The 21,952-nt window shown below is 61.5% G+C and carries 17 protein-coding genes; 14 read left to right on the top strand and 3 right to left on the bottom strand.

Annotated elements, in window-relative coordinates:
- Window position 1: 1 nt before the first annotated feature.
- The 9 genes from D0550_RS23830 to D0550_RS23790 all read left to right on the top strand — a co-directional run bounded on the left by D0550_RS23830 (window position 2) and on the right by D0550_RS23790 (window position 9,027).
- Window positions 2-1,063, top strand: coding sequence for a type II and III secretion system protein family protein (locus D0550_RS23830; RefSeq protein ID WP_116811697.1), 1,062 nt, complete (start codon window positions 2-4; stop codon window positions 1,061-1,063).
- A 38-nt stretch (window positions 1,064-1,101) separates the two neighbouring features.
- Window positions 1,102-3,348, top strand: coding sequence for a TadE/TadG family type IV pilus assembly protein (locus tag D0550_RS23825; RefSeq protein WP_116811696.1), 2,247 nt, complete (start codon window positions 1,102-1,104; stop codon window positions 3,346-3,348).
- 413 nt (window positions 3,349-3,761) lie between these two features.
- On the top strand, window positions 3,762-4,490 hold the full coding sequence (locus tag D0550_RS34665; RefSeq protein WP_153067303.1) for a Tox-REase-5 domain-containing protein: 729 nt from the start codon (window positions 3,762-3,764) through the stop codon (window positions 4,488-4,490).
- Between the two features lie 110 nt (window positions 4,491-4,600).
- Entirely contained in the window at window positions 4,601-4,801 is a 201-nt protein-coding gene (locus tag D0550_RS23815) for a hypothetical protein (protein ID WP_116811694.1), read from the top strand.
- Window positions 4,798-5,346, top strand: coding sequence for a hypothetical protein (locus D0550_RS23810; RefSeq protein ID WP_116811693.1), 549 nt, complete (start codon window positions 4,798-4,800; stop codon window positions 5,344-5,346). Before D0550_RS23815 ends, D0550_RS23810 begins: the two co-directional genes overlap by 4 nt.
- 26 nt (window positions 5,347-5,372) lie before the next feature.
- Window positions 5,373-6,677 (top strand): TadA family conjugal transfer-associated ATPase, encoded by a 1,305-nt coding sequence (locus tag D0550_RS23805; protein WP_116811692.1) that lies wholly within the window; start codon window positions 5,373-5,375, stop codon window positions 6,675-6,677.
- A gap of 101 nt (window positions 6,678-6,778) precedes the next feature.
- Window positions 6,779-7,537, top strand: coding sequence for a type II secretion system F family protein (locus D0550_RS23800; protein ID WP_161966008.1), 759 nt, complete (start codon window positions 6,779-6,781; stop codon window positions 7,535-7,537).
- A 178-nt stretch (window positions 7,538-7,715) separates the two neighbouring features.
- Window positions 7,716-8,459: a type II secretion system F family protein gene (locus tag D0550_RS23795; RefSeq protein WP_206606497.1), complete on the top strand. Its 744-nt coding sequence runs from the start codon at window positions 7,716-7,718 to the stop codon at window positions 8,457-8,459.
- 22 nt (window positions 8,460-8,481) lie between these two features.
- Window positions 8,482-9,027, top strand: a complete 546-nt coding sequence (locus D0550_RS23790) for a DUF192 domain-containing protein (protein ID WP_116811689.1) — start codon at window positions 8,482-8,484, stop codon at window positions 9,025-9,027.
- On the opposite strand, the gene D0550_RS23785 is transcribed toward D0550_RS23790, so the two are convergent.
- The gene (locus tag D0550_RS23785; RefSeq protein WP_116811688.1) at window positions 8,957-10,960 is read right to left on the bottom strand and encodes a C1 family peptidase; all 2,004 of its coding nucleotides are present in this window, start codon (window positions 10,958-10,960) and stop codon (window positions 8,957-8,959) included. The two genes, D0550_RS23790 and D0550_RS23785, sit on opposite strands and share 71 nt — an antisense overlap.
- 32 nt (window positions 10,961-10,992) lie before the next feature.
- Window positions 10,993-13,104, bottom strand: coding sequence for an ATP-dependent helicase (locus tag D0550_RS23780; RefSeq protein WP_116811687.1), 2,112 nt, complete (start codon window positions 13,102-13,104; stop codon window positions 10,993-10,995).
- Window positions 13,105-13,190: 86 nt separating this feature from the next.
- Here D0550_RS23780 and D0550_RS23775 point away from each other — a divergent pair, with 86 nt between their 5' ends.
- Both D0550_RS23775 and D0550_RS23770 read left to right on the top strand, forming a co-directional pair.
- The gene (locus D0550_RS23775; protein WP_153067302.1) at window positions 13,191-14,594 is read left to right on the top strand and encodes a metallophosphoesterase family protein; all 1,404 of its coding nucleotides are present in this window, start codon (window positions 13,191-13,193) and stop codon (window positions 14,592-14,594) included.
- Complete coding sequence (locus D0550_RS23770) at window positions 14,591-15,484, top strand: hypothetical protein (RefSeq protein ID WP_116811685.1); 894 nt, start codon at window positions 14,591-14,593, stop codon at window positions 15,482-15,484. The genes D0550_RS23775 and D0550_RS23770 overlap by 4 nt, the downstream gene beginning before the upstream one ends.
- A 39-nt stretch (window positions 15,485-15,523) precedes the next feature.
- On the opposite strand, the gene D0550_RS23765 is transcribed toward D0550_RS23770, so the two are convergent.
- Window positions 15,524-17,557: a S9 family peptidase gene (locus D0550_RS23765; protein WP_116811684.1), complete on the bottom strand. Its 2,034-nt coding sequence runs from the start codon at window positions 17,555-17,557 to the stop codon at window positions 15,524-15,526.
- 148 nt (window positions 17,558-17,705) lie between these two features.
- Here D0550_RS23765 and D0550_RS34985 point away from each other — a divergent pair, with 148 nt between their 5' ends.
- The 3 genes from D0550_RS34985 (at window position 17,706) to D0550_RS23755 (ending at window position 21,952) form a co-directional block, all read left to right on the top strand.
- Window positions 17,706-17,870, top strand: a complete 165-nt coding sequence (locus D0550_RS34985) for a hypothetical protein (protein ID WP_161966007.1) — start codon at window positions 17,706-17,708, stop codon at window positions 17,868-17,870.
- A 16-nt stretch (window positions 17,871-17,886) separates the two neighbouring features.
- Window positions 17,887-18,972: a DNA topoisomerase IB gene (locus D0550_RS23760; RefSeq protein WP_116811683.1), complete on the top strand. Its 1,086-nt coding sequence runs from the start codon at window positions 17,887-17,889 to the stop codon at window positions 18,970-18,972.
- A 253-nt stretch (window positions 18,973-19,225) separates the two neighbouring features.
- Window positions 19,226-21,952, top strand: coding sequence for a DUF2339 domain-containing protein (locus D0550_RS23755; RefSeq protein ID WP_116811682.1), 2,727 nt, complete (start codon window positions 19,226-19,228; stop codon window positions 21,950-21,952).

The raw sequence follows: 21,952 nt of genomic DNA, 5'->3' as shown, positions 1-21,952 counted from the left end.
CATGAGCGCCACTGTTCTATTCGGCGCTTGGTTGATGAGCGCGCTGATGCTCGCCACCTCGACCACGGAAGCGCTTCAGCAAGCGCCGGTTTCAGTCCTCTCGGTGCCTGTGGGCCAGAGTCTGCTGATTCGCTCGCCAGGGGCGAAACGGGTATCGGCCGGCGATGGCGCGACGATCGATATCAAAGTGCTCGACGACACCCAGGAGATTCTGGTGCTCGGGCGTAAAGCGGGCACGACGGATCTGCGCATCTGGTCGCGTGACGGAACGAGTGTTGCCTATCTCGTGCAAGTACTCGGCATCCTCGATCCGATCGCAACTGCGGCGCCGACCCTGCAAGCCGAGACGACGATTCTCATCAAGGCCAAGCTCATCGAAGTTCGCAAATCGGCGCTACGGGACATCGGCGTCGATTGGGCCGATGTCGCCGCGGGCCCCGTGCTTAGCACCGACAACGGCGTGGATATGACGTCGAGCCTGGATTCGGTCATTCGTTTGCTCCTGACTCGCGGCGACGCGCGTCTGCTGGCCGAGCCCACTTTGACCTGCATTAGTGGCGGTCAGGCTGACTTCGTCGTGGGCGGCGAAGTGCCGATTCCGGTTCAGAACCAGGATGGCGCGCTCAACGTCGTGTTCAAGCAATTCGGCATCCTGCTCAATGTCGAGCCGCGCGCCAACGACGCCGGCTTGATCCGCACCAAAGTCGGCGTCGAGGTGAGCAGCGTCGACAAGGCCAATGCTGTGCTCGGCATTCCGGGGTTTGCAACTCGTAAGACCAACACAGAAATGAATGTGCACTCCGGCGCGCCCATGATCGTCGCCGGTCTGTTCAGCGCCGACGATGCGAAAAACGTCGCGAAAATCCCAGGACTCGGCGCGTTGCCCATCATTGGCGAGTTGTTCAAGTCGCGGCAGTTCCGACGCGGCGAGACAGAGCTAGTCGTGCTGGTCACGCCGGAAATCATTGGTACCGATTCGACGGTCGTCAGCGAAGGCGTGCAACGTTTCGATCGACTCAAGCGTGAGTCGGACGAAGCGCTCAAGCCACGGTTGAAAGACTAGCGCCGACTCCCAAGCCCAAAGGAAAACGAGAGCGTCACATGGATGTGACCGACACGACACGCCGTGGGCGACGGCAACGCGGAGCTGCAATTGTCGAAGCGACGATTGCATTGCCGCTCTTGCTCGTCGTCATCCTGGCGGTGATTCAGTTCGGCTTCGTCTATCAAGCGAAGGCGACGCTGAATCATGCGGCCTTACAGGCGGCACGCGCTGGCGCCGTTTCGAATGCGACGCCTGCCGCCATTCGCCGCGGTCTCGCCCAGGGCCTGGCACCCCTCACGTCACCGGATGCTTCGTTAGCAGGCGTCGCCGAATCCATCGCTCGGCTCGAAGGTGAGCTCCGCACCGATGCGCGCATTCGCATCCTCAATCCCACGCGCGAAGCATTCGATGATTTCGCCGTTGAGGTCGATGGCGTTCGCGAGCTGCCGAATGATCGCCTCCATACCCGCGATACGCGCCCGGGCACGAGCGGCGGCCTCAACATTCAAGATGCGAACCTGCTGCGCATCGAGGTCACGTATGGATACGAGCTGAAGGTTCCGCTGATCAACGGCTTCATCTCGCGCTTGCTCGGGATGACGCGTGACAGCGATGCATTTCATCAGCAGCAGCTGCGTCGGACTCGGTTGCCAATCACTGCAACGGCGACTGTGCGCATGCAGAGCCCGCTGCGCTCTAGCGAGCTGCTGGTTTCGCGTGCGGATCTTCCAGAGGTTGAACGAATCGCCGCCGGAGCCGGCACGCCGGGTCACGGTGACGGTCGCAACGACGGTGGAGCTGCGTCCGGCGATACGGATAGCTCGTCCGGGACTGCAGATGGCAGAGGCAGCTCGCTGGGCGAGGGCTTCTTTGGCTTCGGCGAGGGCCACGCACCACCGCCGCGCGATGCAGACGATAACGACGCCGGCGACGAGGAAAGCGATAGCGGCTCTTCCGGCGTTGGGAATGAACAGCCGCTCTGCACTGTCGCAACGGGCGATGCTCCGCCCACTCCTGAAGATCGCAGCGCGCTGGGCCGCGTTTGGGATGAGCTGCGCAGCCTCGCTGCCGGCGCGTACGAATTTGTGCGCGGCTTCTGGGAAGGACTGCGCGATCAAATCGGCGATCTCATCGCTGCGATCACGCACCCGATCGAAACGGCGCGCGGCATCTATGAGCTGGCGATGTCCTTCATGGAGGACCCCGCCGGCACCGCGCGCACCATCGGTGCCGCGCTGGGCCACGACTTCAGCCAGCTCATCGAATGTGATGCGTTCGATCGCGGCCGCGTGCTGGGCAGCTACGTCAGCCCAGCCTTCATGCTCAAGCTCGCGGCGAAGCTCGCCCGCTTCGGTCGCGCTGGACTTCGAGCAGCCGCCGATGCCACCAAACATGAGCTCGGCTGCGCGAGCTTCGCCGCCGACACGCCCGTTTGGAGCGGTGATCGCAGTGCTCCCATTCAAGCGCTCGAGCCTGGCGAATGGGTGGATGCGCGTAGCGATCGTGACTATCGCGATCAGCAGAGGCTCGTCACTCATGTATTCGAGCGACGCGCGTCGGCTTACCACGTCGTTGAGACGGAAGCGTCACGGCTTACGGTTACTGAAGAGCATCCGCTTTGGGTGCAAGGCCGTGGCTGGACTGCCGTTCGCGACATCGAACTGGGCGCGCCCATCGCCACCGCCGACGGCGACACGCTCGTCCTCGCGAACCGCCGCGTCGATGCGCCGCTGCCGGTTTTCAATCTCACGGTCGCGAGTGATTCGAGCTACTTCGTCGGCGACGAACGCGTCTGGGCGCACAACGCGACCTGCACTGTCCGTGTCCGCTATTCCGTCCCACGCAGCCCAAGCAATTTTGCTGTCGGTGCCAGCGATGGTGGGCCTGGCACCTGGTCCTCCATCAGTCGCCCGGACAACGATGCCTATCGCTACCAGGAACTCATCACCGGCGCACCCCGCGGTGTTGAGTACAATGTCAACGGCGTGCACTTCGATGGATACGACGCACAGCGCGGCGTGTTGTTAGATGCGAAGCATTGGACGCAGGAGTGCCCGTTGGGAGACAAGTGTCGGTCGGAGCCGCTGAAGCAACTCATGACCGAGAGACTCTTAGCGGAAGCCGAACGTCAGATCGCAGCTGTGAGGACAGCGGATACAGCTGTTGAGTGGCGGGTCGTGGATGAGGAAATGGCTCTGCGGATCAGCGCGATATTGGATAGAGGCATTACCCGACGCGTCGACAGGGACAGAATCACTGTGATTTACACTCCGTTGTCCGACATACAGAGGCAAGGCGTATGAAGGACACTAGCCGCATAATCTCCCTGTGGACCTCGGGCGGTACTTGGGAAAGGCCAGACTTTGGTACGTATCAGCAGAAGAGCCAAGACGTCCTGGCAACCCTCGCAACGTTGGAGGCCTCCTTCCAGAGGCTAGCGATAGTTGCTCCTGAACCATTACCACTATCGCCGCTAGACAAGCAGCTATCAGCCGAGTTGATCCGTAGGCACGCGTTCGATGAGAGCCACGCGAGCGATTTTCTTAAGCTGTCTCCTGGAGGAGGGCTTGGCAGCGAGTCACTTAGCCGCAGTGGATTCGCTGTCTCATATTGCGCTTACGCGGAGGACCGATCGCTTCTGCCTGCGGACGATGGCGGGGTGTATCTCCGCCTACGAGGGTGCTCCATTTCTTCAGAGCCCGACGGTGGGACTGTTATGGAGTTGCCCGTCGATGGCGATCGAAGCCCGGCCCGCCTTCGACAGTTCTTACAGGCGCTCATCAAAACGTGGGAATGCAGGGTCGGCGGCATCACGTTGTACGATTATGAGCGCGCAGTAAAAGGTCAGAGCCGAACTTCCTACGCCGGCCAATGGCTCTTCTACCTCCCCTTCCCCCACCTCGCGAATTGCCTCCCACCCGACATCCGTCACGAGCCCTTCGCCAACGGCATTCTCATTGAAACAACCCCTCACATGCCCGACGCCAACAACCCAGCCGACGTTGCGGCGGGAAAGCGAGTGCGGGATGTGCTCGACGAATTCGGTCTGGTGAACGACGCGACGTACGCAATAGAAGGCTGGCCGCCAGATCAGGAAGAAACGATCTACGAGCAATTTATCAGCGGCGCCCCGGCGAATCGCAAGTACACCGTCCATTGCATCAACTTCGACGGTTACGACCCCGACCGCAAAGTATTGCTCTACGCCAAACTATTCCGGCGTCTGAAGAGCCACCCCAAAGAATGGGGCCTGAGAGGCTGGGACGGCCCGGTGTTGAACGAAGCGAAGCGGCAGGTGCGAGCCGCAGCGAAAGCGGGCGGCGTGCCCATTGAATGGCACATCGGCCTGGAAGAGCCCGCCCACCGAGTGCGCGAGCTATTGGCCGACTACACCAACATCACCGAACAGCAACTCCGCGTGATCTACACGCCACCACCACCCTAACGGCACACGCCCCAAGCAGAAACCCCGCCAATGAAACCGCCAAGCAACGGAACGCTCAACGCAGCCGACAGCCTCGCAGCCTCAACGAGCGACAGAGCGAGGTCACTCCCATGACCGCTTACCTGCTCGGCAATCTCCTGGGCCGCTTCGTACTCTCGTACGCCCTCATCTGGCTGGTCATGTTTCTGATGTCCCGACTGAGCTGGCGTAATGCATTCAGACGCTCGAATCACTGGGGCGGTCTGGTCGCAACGACGACCACCTTCCTGATCGGCTTGATAGCGGCGCAATCGAATGGAGCCGCGCCATGACGCGCGCGGCGCTGCTCATTGCAGGTCTATGCACGATCGGACCGATCGACGTCAGCGCGACAACCAGGGTGGGCCGTCCAATGATCATTCATCGGTTGCCTGAAATGAATCTCGAAATCTGGACCGAACAAGATCCCGAGTGGGAAACCAGTCTGGAGCGAAGGCCCAGCGCACTGACCTTCACCGCGGAGACACCCGCCCTCACTTACCCACCAACCCACATGAGCTGGACGATCGCGCCGGTACTGAAGTTCGAGCCCGGCGAGCTCGAATCCGCAGCTCGCGGAGTCATGCATCAGATGGCGGTTCGTTATCGCACGCATCCGCCAGAGCAAATCACTCAAGCGCAATACGGCGACATGATCGGCTACGAAGCGACGTTTCAGGCAGAGCCGCAGAGCGTGCCCGTCGACGTGCGGGTCTTTTGCGGCCATCGCGAAGGCAAGCCCATGGTGGTGATGCAAGTGGTGACATTGAGGGGCAAGTTGACGCATGTCGCCGAGCACGTGCGTCGCTCCTGGACGCATCTCCGCTATCTGGATTGACGAAGACCACAGCGAAGGAACGCACGATGACCACACCGCACATCGAGTTGTCAGCGGCCCTCAAGGAACAACTTCAGCCACTGGTGCTACGCGAGCTGGATTTGTTCCGCCGTACCGCGTTGAACACGCTTGCAGACACGGATCTGCGAGCGGAAGCGAAACAAGCCATTGAAACCATCCTCGCATCGGGATCGGTGCGGCTGCCAGCGAGCCTGGACCTCCACAGCTTCGTGCAGGAGATGACCGCAGAGATCATGGGCTACGGTCCGATCGAGCCCTACTTGCACGACGACTCGATCAGCGAAGTCATGGTGAATGGTCCAAACAAGATCTATGTAGAGCGAAATGGCCTGCTCTGCGCCGTCCCCGCTCGCTTCATCAGTGGCGAATCCTTGATGCGCGTGATCGAACGCATCGTGGCGCCGTTGGGTCGGCGCATCGATGAAGGGGTGCCGATGGTCGACGGGCGGTTGCCGGACGGATCGCGAGTCAACGCGATCATTCCGCCGCTCTCGTTGATCGGGCCGATCCTCACCATCCGGCGCTTCGCCGGTCAGCGCTATTCCATGATCAAGCTGGTGGACATCGGCGCGCTGACTACAGCGATGGCCGAGTTTCTCAAGATTTGCGTGCAGTATCGGAAGAACATCATCGTCTCGGGCGGTACGGGCACCGGCAAGACGACGTTCCTTAACGCACTATCCGAGTACATTCACAGCAACGAGCGCATCGTCACCATCGAAGACGCCGCCGAGCTGCGGCTCGTACAACCTCATGTGCTGTCGCTCGAAGCGAGGCCGGCGAACGTCGAAGGCCGTGGTGAAGTCACTATTCGCGATCTGGTGCGGAACGCGCTCCGCATGCGGCCCGATCGAATCATCGTCGGCGAGTGTCGCGGTGGCGAAGCGCTGGACATGCTGCAAGCCATGAACACCGGTCACGATGGCTCGCTCACGACCGGGCACGCCAACTCGCCGCGAGACTTGCTGTCACGCCTGGAAGTGATGGTGCTGATGGCTGGCATGGACCTGCCGGTCCGTGCGATTCGGGAGCAGATTGCGTCAGCCGTCGACATCATCGTGCAGCTGTCCAGATTCAGCGATGGGCGCCGGCGTGTCACCGCCATCGTGGCTGTCGAAGGGCTCGAAGGCGATGTGATCCTGACGCAGCCCTTGTTCAACTTCCGACAGAAGGGCGTCGGCGCGCGCGGAGCTGTTGTCGGAAGCTACCAGGGATGTGGTCAGCCGCCAGCTTTCTACGAAGCATTGGATGAGGCGGGCGTGCGCCTGGATCGGAGCATCTTTACCGACGCGTCGGAACGCGTCAGCTGACAGGAGGCGAGATGCAGCAACTCCCACACACGCTTCTCCTCCCAATCGTCTGCACAACCGTGGCCGCTGTGCTGCTCGCAACGCTGCTGATAAGAGCTGTATTGAGCTACCGTCGCTCGTTCATCACCAGCATCGGCGCCACCTTGAAGCAGAGCTTCGTGCTCGCGAACCCGCGCTCGCTGTTCGTTGTTAGCACGATCATGACCGTGGCCGCAGGCGCGCTTGCTTACGTCCTGGCAGGCCCGGTAGGCGTCGTTGCTACCACAATCATGAGCCTCATCGGGCCGTGGCTGGTCGCGACACACATTGCCACCCAACGGCGCAAGCGCTTCGTCTATCAACTCCCCGACGCGCTGCTTGCATTGAGCTCAGCGCTACTAGCGGGCTCCAATCTCGCGCGTGGCCTGGAGCTAATGGCGGCGCGTCAACCTGCGCCGCTGAGTCAGGAGTTCAGCATCGTGCTCGCCGAGCAGCGAGTTGGCCGGCCGTTAGCGGAGTCGCTGGATGATCTGCGTCGGCGCGTCGGTGCGCCGGAGCTGGATCTGATGAACACCGCGATGAATGTTTCGCGTCGCGTCGGCGGGAATCTCGCCGATACTCTCGAATCGCTTGCGAGGACGCTGCGAGAGAAAGCGCACATGGAAGGCAAGATCGACGCCCTAACGTCGATGGGCCGAGCGCAGGGATGGGTGGTCGGGCTCTTGCCTGTCTTTATCGGGTTCGTCCTCTATCAGCAGCAACCCGCGCGCATGAGTTTGCTGTTCACGCAATGGTATGGCTGGGTCGTGCTGTCGATCGTGGCGGCGATGATGGCGCTGGCGGCGTGGATGATTCGCAAGATCGTGCGAATCGACGTCTAGCATCGAGCGGCAGCAGAGAATCATGAGCCTTTACCTGGCAATGTCACTAGCCGGCTTGAGTTGCGGCCTGCTGCTACTGCTCCCGTTAGCCTTGCGTACTGACAGCGAACCATCCCCGGCGCGCGACGAGGCGTGGCGCGATCAACTACCGTGGTTTCTGAGAGCGCTTCGACCCGCGATGCGCTGGTACAGTGAAGCAGTCGACGCCTCGCTCCCCTCACATCGACGCGAAGTGCTGCAAGCACAGCTCGACGCAGCGGGCGCCGCCTACCTCATCAGCCCAGCGGAATTTCTCATCATTCGTCGTGTCGTCGGTGTAGTGGGCGCAATTACCGCTACCGCCGTCCTGCTCGGCTTCAAGCTGAGAGATCCGCTCTACATAGCAGTCACGGTAGCGTTCATCCCACTGGCGATGCTGTATCCCGATCTGCGGCTGCGCGAAGTCACCAAGCGCCGCCAGTCACGCTTCGAGAAGGACTTTCCCTTTTTCCTCGATGTGCTCGTGCTGGCGATGAAGGCGGGGCTGAACTTCATCGCAGCGTTGGAACAAGCCGTCAACTCACTCCGCGACGGCCCGGTGAAACAGGAATTCTCCCGCTACTTGCGTGAGTCACGCGCCGGTCTGTCACGCCGGGCGGCGCTAGACCGGCTCGCCGCCCGAGTCATGTTGCCGGCAGTCACGAACTTTGCTGCTGCCGTCACTCAAGCCGAGCAGACCGGCGGCTCGCTCGGTGATGTGCTGGCAGATCAAGCACGCCAGCGGCGACAGGAACGATTCCTGCGCGCCGAGAAGCTGGCGAATCAGGCACCGGTAAAGATGTTATTCCCCCTGATCGCGCTGTTGTTTCCCACGACCTTCATCATCATCGGCTTTCCGATCGTGATTCAGTTGCTGGAAGCGGGCGCGCTCAGCTTGTTCTGATCGAGACGTGCAAGGAAGCACCATGAAGCCTTTGGAACTACGTACCGCCGACGGACGATGCATCGCTCGTCACGTGCACATGGCTTGTTCGTTTCGTTCACGCTGCGTCGGCTTGATACGCCGGCGAAGCTTGCCCGAGCAGGAGGGCTTGCTCCTGGTGCCGGGCGGCAGCGTTCACACGCTCGGCATGCGCTTCAACATCGACGTCGTGTTTCTCAACCGGCACATGCGAGTGCTGAGCTTGGCCGAGAATGTGGCGCCCTGGCGCATTGTGATCGCACCGAGGAGCACGGCGCGCGTACTGGAGCTTGCCGCCGGTAAGATCGCGACCACGCAACTGACAGCCGGCACTTACCTGATCGTCGACCGATTCTCGGACGATCCCAGCGAACGCCCGACGATCAAGCAGCCGCGCTTGCAGCGCATGCCGTGCGAGCGAACGCCCATTCAATTTTCGTTGCGCTTGCCGTTGGGACGGCGCTGCTCCGGCTCGGCGGTCAGAACCCCGCAGCCTTATCGGCGCGTACCCGACGCTCCCGTAACGACGAAGCCGAACGCTGAAACTTGATGACTTCGGTCTTGCCCGCGCCGTCATCCAGAATCCTGCGCAACGTCGCTTTCACCGTCGCCGCGTCGTCGTCGAAATCGCCGTGACGCAGAGCGGTCGACGCGTCGATGGAGTTCAGCGCCTTGTTGTTTGGGGAGATGACCAGGCTGGCATGCTCACCTTTGAACAACGCCGTCAGCTCCGCATCCTTGCGCAGGTACTTCTCCATGCCGAGAATGGGCACGCCTTCCCGAAATAGCGGAATGCGCGGCTTGTCCTCGAAGGCGTGCGAGACCAGGTACAGCAGCGACTTGTGATAGATGTTGGCGCAGTGATCGTCCTGCTCGGACTTATCGGACAGCGCGAACAACGCGAACCGCTTGATGCGCCTCTTCTTGATTGCCGGCAAGTAATGCTGCTTGAACAGCTCGACCGTGCAGGCCGGCGCCCAAAGCGTGACCGACTCGATGTCGATTCCTGCCTCGTTGAGCGCGGTGATCAAAGGCGCATGGAAGATGCTGCCCGCGCTATGGCCGACCAAGTGAATCTTCGGCACTTGCTTGGCCGGTAGCTTGTCGACCAATCGCTTGAGATGACCGACCACGGCACGCGCGCCGCCCTTGGTGCTCTGAGTGGCCGCGAGCGCGTTCTCCTTCATCTCATCCCACGCCGCTTTGCCTGTGAGCACGCGGGCCAGCGGCTCGAGCGCGTCATCGAGCCGATCGAGCATGAAGTCCTTGGCTGAATCGAGCACGCCTTCCGGTCGGCGACGACTGAACGCGTCGTCGAGCACGTTCTTCACCGTCGTCCAATAATCGGTGTGCCAGATGAAGGTGAACGGATAGATGCCCGACGCAAGCATGGTCGAGCGGTAATCCGCCAGCCGCTGTACCGCCGAGTTTTCGCTGACCAAGCCGCCGTGCGCGTAGAGCAATATGTGCTTGTAATCGGCATTCTCGATGGCTTTGGGCAGCTCGCTCTTGAACAGTTGCGCGACCTCTTCGGCCGAGGTGCCGTAGTTGCCGCCGGCTTTGAACTCGCCGTTGTTGCCGAGGCTGATGATGTGAGGCCGCAGATCTGGATAGGAGTACGCAGCGGATTGACCCGCCGAAGCGGAATGCGCGACCGCGCTCGAACCGCTCTTCTTCAGCTCGATCGGAGCGCCCAGGCGTGCGACCCACACGTCCGTGGCGTTTTGCAGCCAGTCGTCATAGCTGATGCACGCGAAGCCTTCGTAGCCCCACTCCTCGCCCCAGGAGTTTTGAATCCAGAAACCGCGCCGGTCGTAGCCCACGACGGCGAAGGCATGCGCGCCGAGCTGGGTTTCCGAATATTCGATCAACCCGTCATCGCCGGGCTGGCTCCAGCCTTGATGCACGTTCGATGTGGCGAACAACACGCCGACCTCGGCAATGGCGGAGTGCATGGCCACGAGATCTTTGTGATTCACGCGATAGTAGGCGCCAAGCGGACGGCGCAGGGCGTCGGCGGTGCGGGTGTCATTCAGTCCGGTCAGCAACTGTCCTCTGTTGCTCCTGGTGGCCACCGAGGGCCACAGCGTTTCGGAGCACACGCCATGCTTGTGCCAGCCCTTCATCGCGCCCCGCGCACTCGATCCTGAATAGCCTTCGCCCGGCCATTCGTCATAGCGTTTCGCCAACTCATACAGCATGCGCGGGCTGACGGGATTGCAGTCGCTCATCACACGGCGTGTAGTCAGCAAGCAATTCACGACGGTCGCCAGGCCATAGCCTGTGCAAGCCCCTTCAGAGCCCTGGTTGAGGATGGGAATGCGCAGCTCGCGATAGCGCGCCAGCTCCCGCTCGGTGGGCACTTCGATCAGGGTCGGCGCATACATCTTGTCCCGGAAATCGAGCGTGTCGCGGCGGACGTCGAAGGTTCTTGTTTTCGCGCGCTTGCTGCCAGCCGACGCGCGTGCCGTGCGCTTCGCCATAAGAGCGGACCCTGAGAGTTGTTATGGGAGAGTCAGTCCCACATTGCGCGCAGCGCAGCGGCGGCGTCAATTCGTACTTTGGTGTCAGAGGCTTTGCTGTTCGGCGTTTGAGGCGTCGCTGGCCATGCGCGTTGCTCGAAACATTGCATGAGCTGATCGGTCATGAAACGGCTGCGCGCGCCGTAAACATGCGCGTCGCCAGTGCGGCTTTGCTGAGTGATGTAGTACCGCAGCGGCGCGACCAGGTGCAGGTCATGCTTGGCGCGCGTCATTGCGACGTACAGCAACCGTCGCTCTTCCTCGATCAAATCGGGCCGGCCAGTGGCGTGCTCATTCGGGAAGTTGCCGTCGGCCACGTTCAACACATACACCGAATCCCATTCCTGGCCCTTGGCCGAATGAATGGTCGAGAGGATCAGATAGTCCTCATCGCGCGCCGGATCGCCGGCCAGATCGCTGGTGACCTGGGGTGGATCCAACGTCAGCTCGGTGATGAACTGCTCGCGTGACGTGTACTGACCGGCCAGCCGTTCCAGCTGCTCGATATCGCCCATGCGCACGCGCGCAGCGTCGTAAATGCGTTCGAGCTGCGGCTCGTACCATTTGCGCAGACGGCTCAGTTGGCCGATCCATTCGCGCGCCTGGGTGAGGTCATTCACCAATTCCACCAAACCCGCCCAATCCCGCTCGGCCGCCGAGGGCATGCGATACGAAGCCAGCGTCGGCCACGCGTAGCCGCTCGCTTCAAAGACCTTGAGACAACGATCGGCCACCGCGGGGCCGACGCCACTCAACAATTGCAGCACACGGAAACCGGCGATGCGATTGCGTGGATTGTCCGCCCAGCGCAGTAGCGCGAGCACATCCTTGACGTGCGCAGCTTCGAGGAATTTCAGGCCGCCGTATTTCGTGTAAGGAATATTGCGCCGGATCAGCTCCAGCTCGAGCATGTCGCCATGATGTGAATTGCGCATCAACACCGCTTGCCGGCGCAGCGCGACGCCTTGTTCGCGCGTGGCCAGAATCTGTTCGACGATGTAGAGGGCCTGAGCCTTGTCGTCCTGAACCGATACATAGAAAGGACGGCGAGACGAGGCGTGCCCCGAGCGCAATTCCTTTTGATACTGCCGCGGACTGTCGCTCATCAACAGGTTTGCGGCGTCGAGAATGGGCTGCACGGAGCGGTAGTTGTGCTCCAGCTTGACGATCTCCGCAGCCGGCGTGAAGCGCGCTGGGAATTCGAGGATGTTCTCGATCGAGGCAGCACGAAACGAATAAATCGCCTGCGCATCATCGCCGACGACGCACACGCCGGCACCGTGCGGTTTCATGGCCATCACGATCTCGGCCTGCAGCGTGTTGGTGTCCTGGTATTCGTCGATCAGCACATGCGCAAACCGAGTGCCGATGGCCTGAGCGAGTTCGGATTCCTGAACGAGCAGATGCCAGTAGAGCAGCAGGTCGTCGTAGTCGAGCAGCTGCTGTGAATGCTTCAGCTCGACATAGCGGCGGAACAGTTTGGTGAGATCGTCGGCCCACTCGGCACACCAGGGAAATGCATCCAGCAGCGTTTTCGCGAGCGGCGCGCGGCTGTTGACCTTGTGCGAGTAGATCGCCAGACAAGTGTCCTTGCGCGGAAAGCGCTTCTCTTTCTTGGAGAAGCCCAGTTCCTGGCGGACCACGTCGAGCAGATCGGCCGCGTCGCCTCGATCCATGACCGAGAACGACGGCTCCAGGCCGACGACATGCGCGTACTCACGGATCAGCCGGTTACCAATGGAGTGGAACGTCCCGGACCAGAGCAGGCGAGCGGCGTTGATATGAATCGAACCCGCTCGCGGAGAGTTGGCCAATGCTTGGGTGGCGATCCGCTCCGCTCGCCGGAGCATTTCCTGGGCGGCACGACGTGTGAACGTGAGCAACAGAATGCGCTCGGGCGCCACGCCTTCGAGCAGCAAGTGCGCGACTCGATGGGCAAGCGTGTTGGTTTTGCCAGTGCCGGCGCCGGCGATGATCAGCAACGGGCCAGCGCTGAATCCTTCGGCCGCGCGCGCGCCATGGAGAGCTGCCCGCCGCTGAGCGGCGTTCAGGGTTTCTCCAAAGACTGGGGTGCTATCCGGGGCGGTGCTGGCTGCGATACTCATCGCCGGCTATGATGGCGCAAAACTGTATATAACGACAGACCCGCTCGCTTGCCGCTGTAATGCACGGATCAGCAGAATTTGGCGCCATGCTCTATTTAGTGCCCCATCTGGTCACACAGCGCAGTGCTCGCCTCTGGCTTTGTGCGCGGGCTGTCGATAGAGCGGAGCTCGGCGCGATCTCGTTGCGAGTAAACGGCATCGACGTGCCCGTGCCGGTGAAAGACTGGCAGGGATTTCCTCCTGCAGGCTCCAGCGCCTGGCAGCCGACCGGCGCCATGCCGTTGCACTATCAGTTCATCGACCAAGGGACGTTGCAGCCGGATCGCCTGTACGAAGCCAGTGCGAGTCTCGGCGATAGCGAGCCGGTGCAAGCGCGCTTCAACACTTTGCCCGAGCAGTTGGGCGATGAAACCAAGCCGCTGCGAGTGTTGCTGTCGTCCTGTTACTTCACCGGCAACAAGCGCTCGCGCCTGGCCACATCGTTGTTCTCGCAGCTCGATCGCAATGGGCTGCGGCCGCACCTGCGGATCTGGGCGGGCGATCAAGTGTATCTGGACGCGCCGTGGTACGAATTCGCGATCAAATCTCACAGCGTCCCGGAGCTGGAGCAGCTGCATTCAGCGACCTATGCGCGCACATGGTTTGCAGATCAGGGGCTGGGCAGGGTCCTGACTCAAGGAACGAACGTGTTCTGCACCGACGACCACGAGCTGTGGAACAACGCGCCTCATCCCAGCGCAACCGCTCTCGATACGAGTGAGCCCAGCAAGCGCAAGGCGTGGCAAGCGATGGCTCGCGCGCTCGGACAAACGTTTCAAGGCGACACCGCCAATGGGCAGCGATTCCGCGTGCCACCGCTGGATTTCCTGGTATTGGACACCCGAGTGAATCGCAGCGAGTGCTGCGAGGGTTTGTTTTCCGACACGCAATGGCAACAGCTCCGAGCTTGGGCTGCGGAGCCGAATGGGTTGGGCGTGCTGGTGCTGGGCCAACCGATCTTCGAGAGCGTCTCGAAGCGCCGTGGCAGCTTCGGCGACTATCGTCTTGCAGACTATGAGCGTGACTACAGCGAGCTGATGGATCTGATTGGCCGCTCGGCTCGCAGTACGGCCGTGCTCACCGGCGATGTGCATTTCAGCCGCATTGCCCGCTCGTCATTTCCAGCGGGCGCAATCGCACGCAACGAGCGGCGCGTCACTGAATTGATCAGCTCGCCGCTGGCGCTGGTGGCTGGTGGCGAGTTGCTGTCGCTGTTCGGCAATTGGGTCGCGGCACCTGCGAAGGCGAGTCTCCCGGCGCGACATTCGTTCAGCGGCACGACCCTGCAAACGGACGAGTCGCTGCGTTCCGCCTCCGAGGGCACGATGCTGCTGGAGTTATATCGGCGCGGACAACGCGTGTTTTGCACCGTTTCGCAGTGGCGGCTGGACGATCTCGACGCCAGCCGACCGTCGTTTCGACAGGAATACTTCTTAGGAATCAGCCAATGAATCTGTCCGGACTGCGCCGCTCGGATGTTGCCAGCGGCAATCCTTTGCTGAAAGAGACGCCGCCGGATGCAGCTCCCCAGGGCGACTCGGCCAACTTCACCTGGCTGAGCTCGACGGGCTATCGCGATGGCGTCGTGCTGCTCGGTGGCACAGCCATCGTCGATTTTCGGATGCGCGTCGCGCAATCGGAGTTGCGACAGGATTTACTGCCGAGCTTCTGGTCCACCTGTGGGCTGCTCATCGACGGTGAGGTGTTGATGACGGCACGGGTCGATGCGATCAGCAATAGCAGCGCACGTGTGGAACGGAACGGTTTGGAAGCCGTGATGCTGGACGCCGAGTCGCGCTATGGCGATTCGAGGTTCTATCCCAACATCGCGATTCTGCAGTTCACGGACGATCACGCCGCCATCAGGCAGCATGTCGCGCGCATTGGCCAGGAGCGAAACATCGTCGACTTGCTGGCGCAGATCGTTGCGTGGTTGGGCTATTGCTGGGCAGTCGGCGATCGCGGCAATCCGTTGATGCATGGACACGGCATTCCGTCCGCAACGCTGCTCGAGCGGGCGCATGGCCTGGCCAGCATCGATCTCAGTCCGGGATTGCCGTCGGCGTCGAGTTGTCCCGAGGCGATCTGGCAGGCGGCCCGCTGGTGGTACCAGGCGTATCACCCCACGGCATCTGACCCGAAGTCAGCGGCGTTCACGCCGCGCGGCGCGTATCTCATTCGCCAACCGGCCGCGGCAGCGCTCGGCATTCGCGATGATCTGCAGGGCGATCAGATCGTAGGCACGAATCGCGCTGACGAATTGATCGAGGGTCTGCGACAGAGCGCGTCGCACCCGCGCCCAACCAGCAAGCGCCGCCGCCCAACAGCCAAGAACAAATAGCTGTTGTCGAACGGCGCTGACCGGTGAACGTAGCGCCGCTTACGACTGCGGCTGATTCAGATACTTGCCGTGCCAATCCAGATAGCGCTGCATCCGATCCTTCAAATACGTCGGCTTGCGAATCCCGTGGTGCTCACCCGGATAGATCACCAGCTGGGTCGGCACGCCGAGGCTGCGTAGCGCTTGATACATCTGCTCCGAGTTCAGCAAAGGAACGTTGAAGTCTTCAGCGCCGCACAGGAACAGCGTTGGCGTCTTGATGCGATCGGCATGCAGGAATGCGTATGAGTTGTGGAGGTAGGCGTCAAGATCCTTCCATGGCTGGCCCAGCTCTATCTCGTACTCGCGGATGTACATGTCCGTGCCGTAGCCGGCCAGCACGTTCGAGATCGAGGCGCCGCTGGTGGCTGATTTGAAGCGCGTGTCCTTGGCGATCACGACGTTGGTGAGAATGCCGCCATAACTCCAGCCGCCGACGCCCAAGCGATTGGGATCGGCGATGCCCTGCTGCACGACGTAGTCCACTGCGCTTAGCACGTCCTCCGAATCCTTGCCGCCCCAATCCTTATAAATCGCGGTTGCGAACGCTTCGCCGCGACCCGAGCTGCCGCGAGGATTTGCAGAGACGACCACATAGCCTTGAGAAGCAAAGATCTGCCAGGGCAGTGTGAAGGAGTTCGCGTACTGCGAGACTGGACCGCCATGAATCCAAAGCAAGGTCGGATAGCGCCGGCCGGCAACGTAGCCCGGCGGCTTCACTACAAAGCCGCTGATGCGAGTGCCATCCTTCGACGGGAAGGAGATCTCCTCCGTCGTGGCGAGCCGCGCGCTCGCGAGCCACTCGTCATTTTGATGTGACAGCACTCGCGCCTGCTTGCCATCGAACGCATAGATTGCGTCTGGCGTGTCCACCGTACTGTCGAGCAAAGCGATGCGGCCTTTGCTGCCCAGATCGTAATCCGTCGTCTCGCGCCGGCCAGTGAGCAAACGATCGATCTCGCCGTTGGCCACATGCAAGCGCGACAGGACTTGGTTGCGATCGTCTTCCAGCAAGAAGTAAATCGACTTGCCGTCGGCCGACCACTGCGGCTCGATGACATTGCGGTCCAGAGATTGGGTGACGATGCGCGCCGTGCCACCTGTCGCTGCGACGATCGCCAGGTTGTGATTCGAGTAGTAAATGAGCTTCGGATCGCCTGCGGTCACGAAGCCGAGCTCTCGGCCGTCGGGGCGCCAGGTCGGTGCGCTCATCCACGAGGAGTCGCCGACATCGCCTTGAAACTTGGTGACCAGCGTCGGACTCGCGCCGACACGCGGCTCGATGGTGTACAAACCGTACTCGTTGTTGCGATCCGGATCCTCGTTGCGATTGCTATAGAAGGCGATGCGGCTGCCGTCGGGCGACCAGCTCGGCATGCTTTCATCGAAGCGGCCCGGCGTCAGGTTGTCCGCTTTGCGCGTGGCCATGTCGAATACATACAAATGACGGCGCTGCGTGCCGAGATAGCCGGTGCCGTCTTCCTTGAAGTAGAAACGATCGATGACGATGGGCGGCGGCGTCCCGTCCTTGTCGGAGCCGCTGGGTTTGCGGGGATCTTCGTCGTTGACGATCAGCGCCAGCTTCTTGCCGTCGGGCGACCAGGAGAATTCCAGTACGTCGCCATTGAAGCCGGTGAGCGGCTTGGCCTCGCCGCCTTGTCGATCCAGCACCCACACTTGCTCCGGCGCGTCCTCTTCACCGCGGGCAGTGAGAAAGCCCAGATATTTTCCGTCGGGACTCCAGCGCGGCATGTTCTCGCTGTCGTCGGAGTTGGTGAGCTGCACGCTCTGCTTGCCATCCCAGCTCGACATCCAGATGTGGCTGTTGTTCTTGTCCTTGACCGGATCGGCGGTGCGCACCACGTAAGCGACCCACTGCCCATCGGGCGACAGCTGGGGATCGCTCAGGTCGCGGACGGCATTGATGTCGTCGGCAGTGAGGGCGCGGCGCTCGGCCGCTGCCAGGCCCGTCGACGGAACAAACTGACAAACCACCAATCCCAGTAGCAAGGCACGCAACGTGGCAACCGACATCGGAACGCGCTCCCGGAGGAAGAGAGCGCCAGAGTGTCGCACGGCCAATCCTCCGTCAATTCACCACGCTGAGCCGGGTGCGCGGAACCAAGGCATTTTCCGAACGTTTTCCCACGGCAGCCACTCATTTGGCGCAAGAGACGCAAGCATGAAGCCGTTAGTCTGGTTGGGAATCGCATTGGTCGTGGCGTGGGGCATTCTCTGGCTCGGCGTCAAGATGGCTGTGTTCGCCGTACACGCGCTGCTGTTGATCGGCGTGGTCTTGATCGGTTGGGGCCTGCTGCATCGAGGGCACGCCGACCATCCCGGTTAACATTTGATCGTTGCCGATGCGTGACCTGCCGCCAGATCTCCCGGAATCGGTGCTGCAGGCTCATCAGCATGCACGCGCCAACGGATTGATCTATGTGTCGGATGCCGAGCCGGGCATCGAGCGTCACAAGCGCGGCAAGGGCTTCTACTATGTCGGGCCCGACCACAAGCGCATCACCGAGGAGCGCGTGCTAGCGCGCATTCGCAAGCTGGCGATTCCGCCGGCCTATACGGAAGTCTGGATCTGCACCAAGGAACGCGGGCATTTGCAGGCCACCGGTCGCGATGCTCGCAGGCGCAAGCAGTATCGCTATCACCCCGAGTGGCGCATTACGCGCGACAACGGCAAGTTCTCCAAGATGACCGAGTTCGGCGCGCAGTTGCCCAAGCTGCGGCGTCGGCTCAAGCAGGACCTGGCGTTGCCCGGCCTGCCAAAGAACAAAGTGCTGGCAGTTATCGTCACCTTGCTCGAAGAAACATTGATTCGAGTCGGCAACGAAGAGTACGCGCGCACCAACCAGTCTTATGGACTGACGACATTGAGAAACAAGCACGTGAAGTTCCTGCGGGACGGGCGTGCCTCCTTCAGCTTCCGTGGCAAGAGCGGGCGCCAGCATGAAGTGGTGTTGGATGACCGCAGGCTCGGGCGCCTGATCAAACACATTCAGCAGCTGCCCGGTCAGGCGCTGTTCCAATACGTCGACGACGATGGTCAGCGCCAGCCCGTGGACTCGGGCATGGTGAACGAGTATCTGCGCGAGGCTATGGGTACAGACAATGATTTCACCGCCAAGGACTTTCGCACCTGGGGCGGCACGGTCAGAGCCATCGCATTCCTTGCCTGCCAGTCGCGTCACGAGCCCCTGAGTCAGCGTGCCTTCAATGGCTGCGTAGCCGCGACGGCTCGTAACGTTGCCGAGGCCTTGGGCAACACGCCGGCGGTTTGCCGTAAGTCATATATCAACCCGGTCGTGTTCGATGCCTGGAAGGCAGGAATCGTCGAGAAGCGGGTGCCACGCACGTCGATGTCGCCGCGACGCATGGAGCAGGCGGCACTGGCTTTGCTCAAGGTTCAGAATAAGACAAGCGTTAAGGGCCTGTGAACACTCATTGGAGGCGCAACCCTCTGATGAATGAATATTGTTTTATGGGACGAGCTATTGCGATTCAGGACGTCGTTACTCCTCCCTTATGTACGGAGAGTACACGGCGGTCGTCGCGCCTAGCCCTGAACCGCAATAGCTCGTCGCAGCCCATCCAATGAGTGTTCACAGGCCCTAGTTCGTTTGCGCTTCAGGCGGCGCTCCAGCAAGATGCGCGCGCCGGGACGCAGCCCGGCACATAATCAGTGCGCGCATGCAGCCGGAAAAACAAACGTCTTCCAAGGGATTGACCATCTGTCTGGCGTTGCTGTTCGGCGTGGCCGGCGCGTCGCTGTACTCGGATCTCGAGATCTTCTGGTTCGGTGCCTTGCTGGGCGCCTTGCTGGCGCAGATTTTTCATCTGCGGGGCCGGGTCCAATCATTGGATGAGCAGTTGCGGTCGCTGAGCAGGACCGTCGAGTTTCGCGTACCGGCACCGCCGCCAGCACCGACGCCGGAAGTCACACCAGCTCCGGCGCCCTCGCCTGCCATCCCAGCTGTTCAAGCTCCCGCAGAGCAAGTTACATCGGCCGTATCGCCCAGCATCGCTCAGCCAACGACTACTACACGCCCCGAGCCGCCGCGGCGTCCTGCTCCTCCGCCAGAGCCTTCTGCTATCGATCGTTTGACCGGCGAGTTCATCGCCTGGCTCAAGCGCGGCAATCCACTGGCGCGCATCGGTATCGTCATTCTGTTCTTCGGTGCCACCTTCCTGGCGAAGTACGCGGCCGAGAACAGTCTGTTCCCCATCGAGCTGCGTTTCGTGGGCATCGCCATTGGCGCGTTCGCGCTGCTCATCGTCGGTTGGCGCTTGCGTGAAAAGCGGCCCATGTACTCAGAAGTGCTGCAAGGTGGCGGCATCGCTGGCTTGTATCTAACCGTCTACGCAGCGACACGCTTTGATTTGCTGCCCACCGGACTGGCCTTTGGCCTGATGGTCGTGATTGTGCTGGCCGCTGCCATTCTCGCGGTCGGACAGAACGCGCTCTCACTTGCCGTCATCGGCACGGCCGGTGGCTTCCTTGCACCGATCATGGTGTCGACCGGCAGCGGCAACTACATCGCTCTGTTCAGTTACTACGCCGTGCTCAATCTCGGCGTGTTTGCGGTGGCGTGGTTCCGTCCGTGGAAAGTGCTCAATGTGCTGGGCTTCCTGTTTACGTTCACGATCACCGGCCTGTGGCGCGTGAACGGTTACGAAAGCGGCGATCTGTTCGCTGCCGATGCATTCCTCATCTTGTTCTTCTTGATGTACGTCGGCGTGTCGATTCTGAACTGCGTCCGTCAGCCGCCCGACCTGAAGGGCTACGTCTCTGGCGCGCTGGTGTTCGGTTTGCCGGTCGTCGCGTTCGGTTTGCACGCGTCGATGCTCTCGGGGATCGAATACGCGTTGGCTTGGAGTGCGTTCGCGCTCGGTGCGTTCTATCTGCTGCTCGGCTGGGTGCTGTACCTGACGCGCCGCGAGAACTTCCGCTTGTTGGTCGAGGCGTTCGCCGCGCTCGGCGTGATCTTCGGAAGTCTCGCCATTCCGCTTGCGTTCGATTCTCGAACGACGGCAGCGATGTGGGCTGTCGAAGGCGCGGGCTTGTTGTGGCTCGGTGTGCGTCAAGAGCGCAAGCTGGCTCGCGCGTTCGGTGCGTTGCTACAGATCGCGGCAGGCATGGGGTATCTGATCAGCATGACCTACCGGAATGCCGCCGATTGGCCAGTTCTCAACAGCACCATGCTTGGCGCAGTCATGCTCAGCATCTCCGGCATCTGTAGCGGCTACTGGTTGTTTCGCAATCAAGCGCGACAGGCCCGCTACGAGACGGGCGCCGATGTCGTGTTCACGCTTTGGGGTGTGGGTTGGTGGTTGCTCGGTGGCGTGCGCGAGATCGAAATGTTCCTGCCAGAGGCCTGGTATGGCGGGACGCTGAGCTTTGTGGCCTTGACGGTCGCCCTGCTCGCCTGGACGAGCTTGAAGCGCGAGTGGCGATTGCCCCTGCTCATTGCGACATGCCTGCCGCCGCTCTGCGCCTTGCTCGCTCTGACGAGTGCGACGCTGACGCATCCCTTCGCTCACTGGGGCGCGGTGGGTTGGGTGCTGCTGTTCGCGGCGCACTTCGCCATGTTGCGTCTTGGCGAAACGCGCGATGTGCCAGGTCTCAACTGGCTGCATGCCGGCGCAACCTGGGTGTTCGCGCTGGTTGTCGCCTGGGAAGCGAGTTATCAAATCGCCGAGCTGACGACCGGCGTCTGGGCGCTGTTACCCTGGGGCGTCGTGCCGGCATTGGTAGTTGCCTGGCTCGGCCGTCAGCAATTGCGTCCGAGCTGGCCGGTTGCGGTACGTGAGCAAGCGTATCGAATCTATGGCGCCATTCCGGCCGTCGTTGCGATGGGCGTTTGGATACTCGTCATCAACGTCAACAACACCGGCGATTCGACCTGGCTGCCCTATATGCCGTTGTTGAATCCGCTCGATATCAGCGTCGCGCTGTGCTTCGCCTCGCTTGCGATGTGGTGGAGCTCGCTCAGCGACGCGCAGCGCGCGACCTGCTGGCAGTTCGATCCGCGTGTCTTGATCGCTATCGTCGCCGGGTTGGTGTTCATCTGGCTGAACGCTGCGTTGATTCGAACGCTCCACCACAACTTCGGGGCACCGATCACGCTCTATGGAATGACGCATTCCACGCTGGTGCAGGCCTCGCTGTCCATCTTCTGGGGCGTGCTTGGCTTCACTGCCATGACTTTGGCGGCGCGGCAGCGCTGGCGTTACGTGTGGATGGTGGGTGCGGCGTTGATGATCGTCGTCGTGGCGAAATTGTTCCTCGTCGATCTGTCCAATGTCGGCACTGTCGCGCGCATCATGTCGTTCCTTACGGTGGGCGCGTTGCTGCTGGTGACGGGCTATCTCGCGCCCTTGCCGCCGCGCAAGGTGAGCGAGCAGGTAACGGAATGA

Source organism: Steroidobacter cummioxidans, assembly GCF_003104955.1.
Note: the sequence above shows the minus strand (reverse complement) of the source record. Positions and strands in the feature narration are given on the sequence as shown.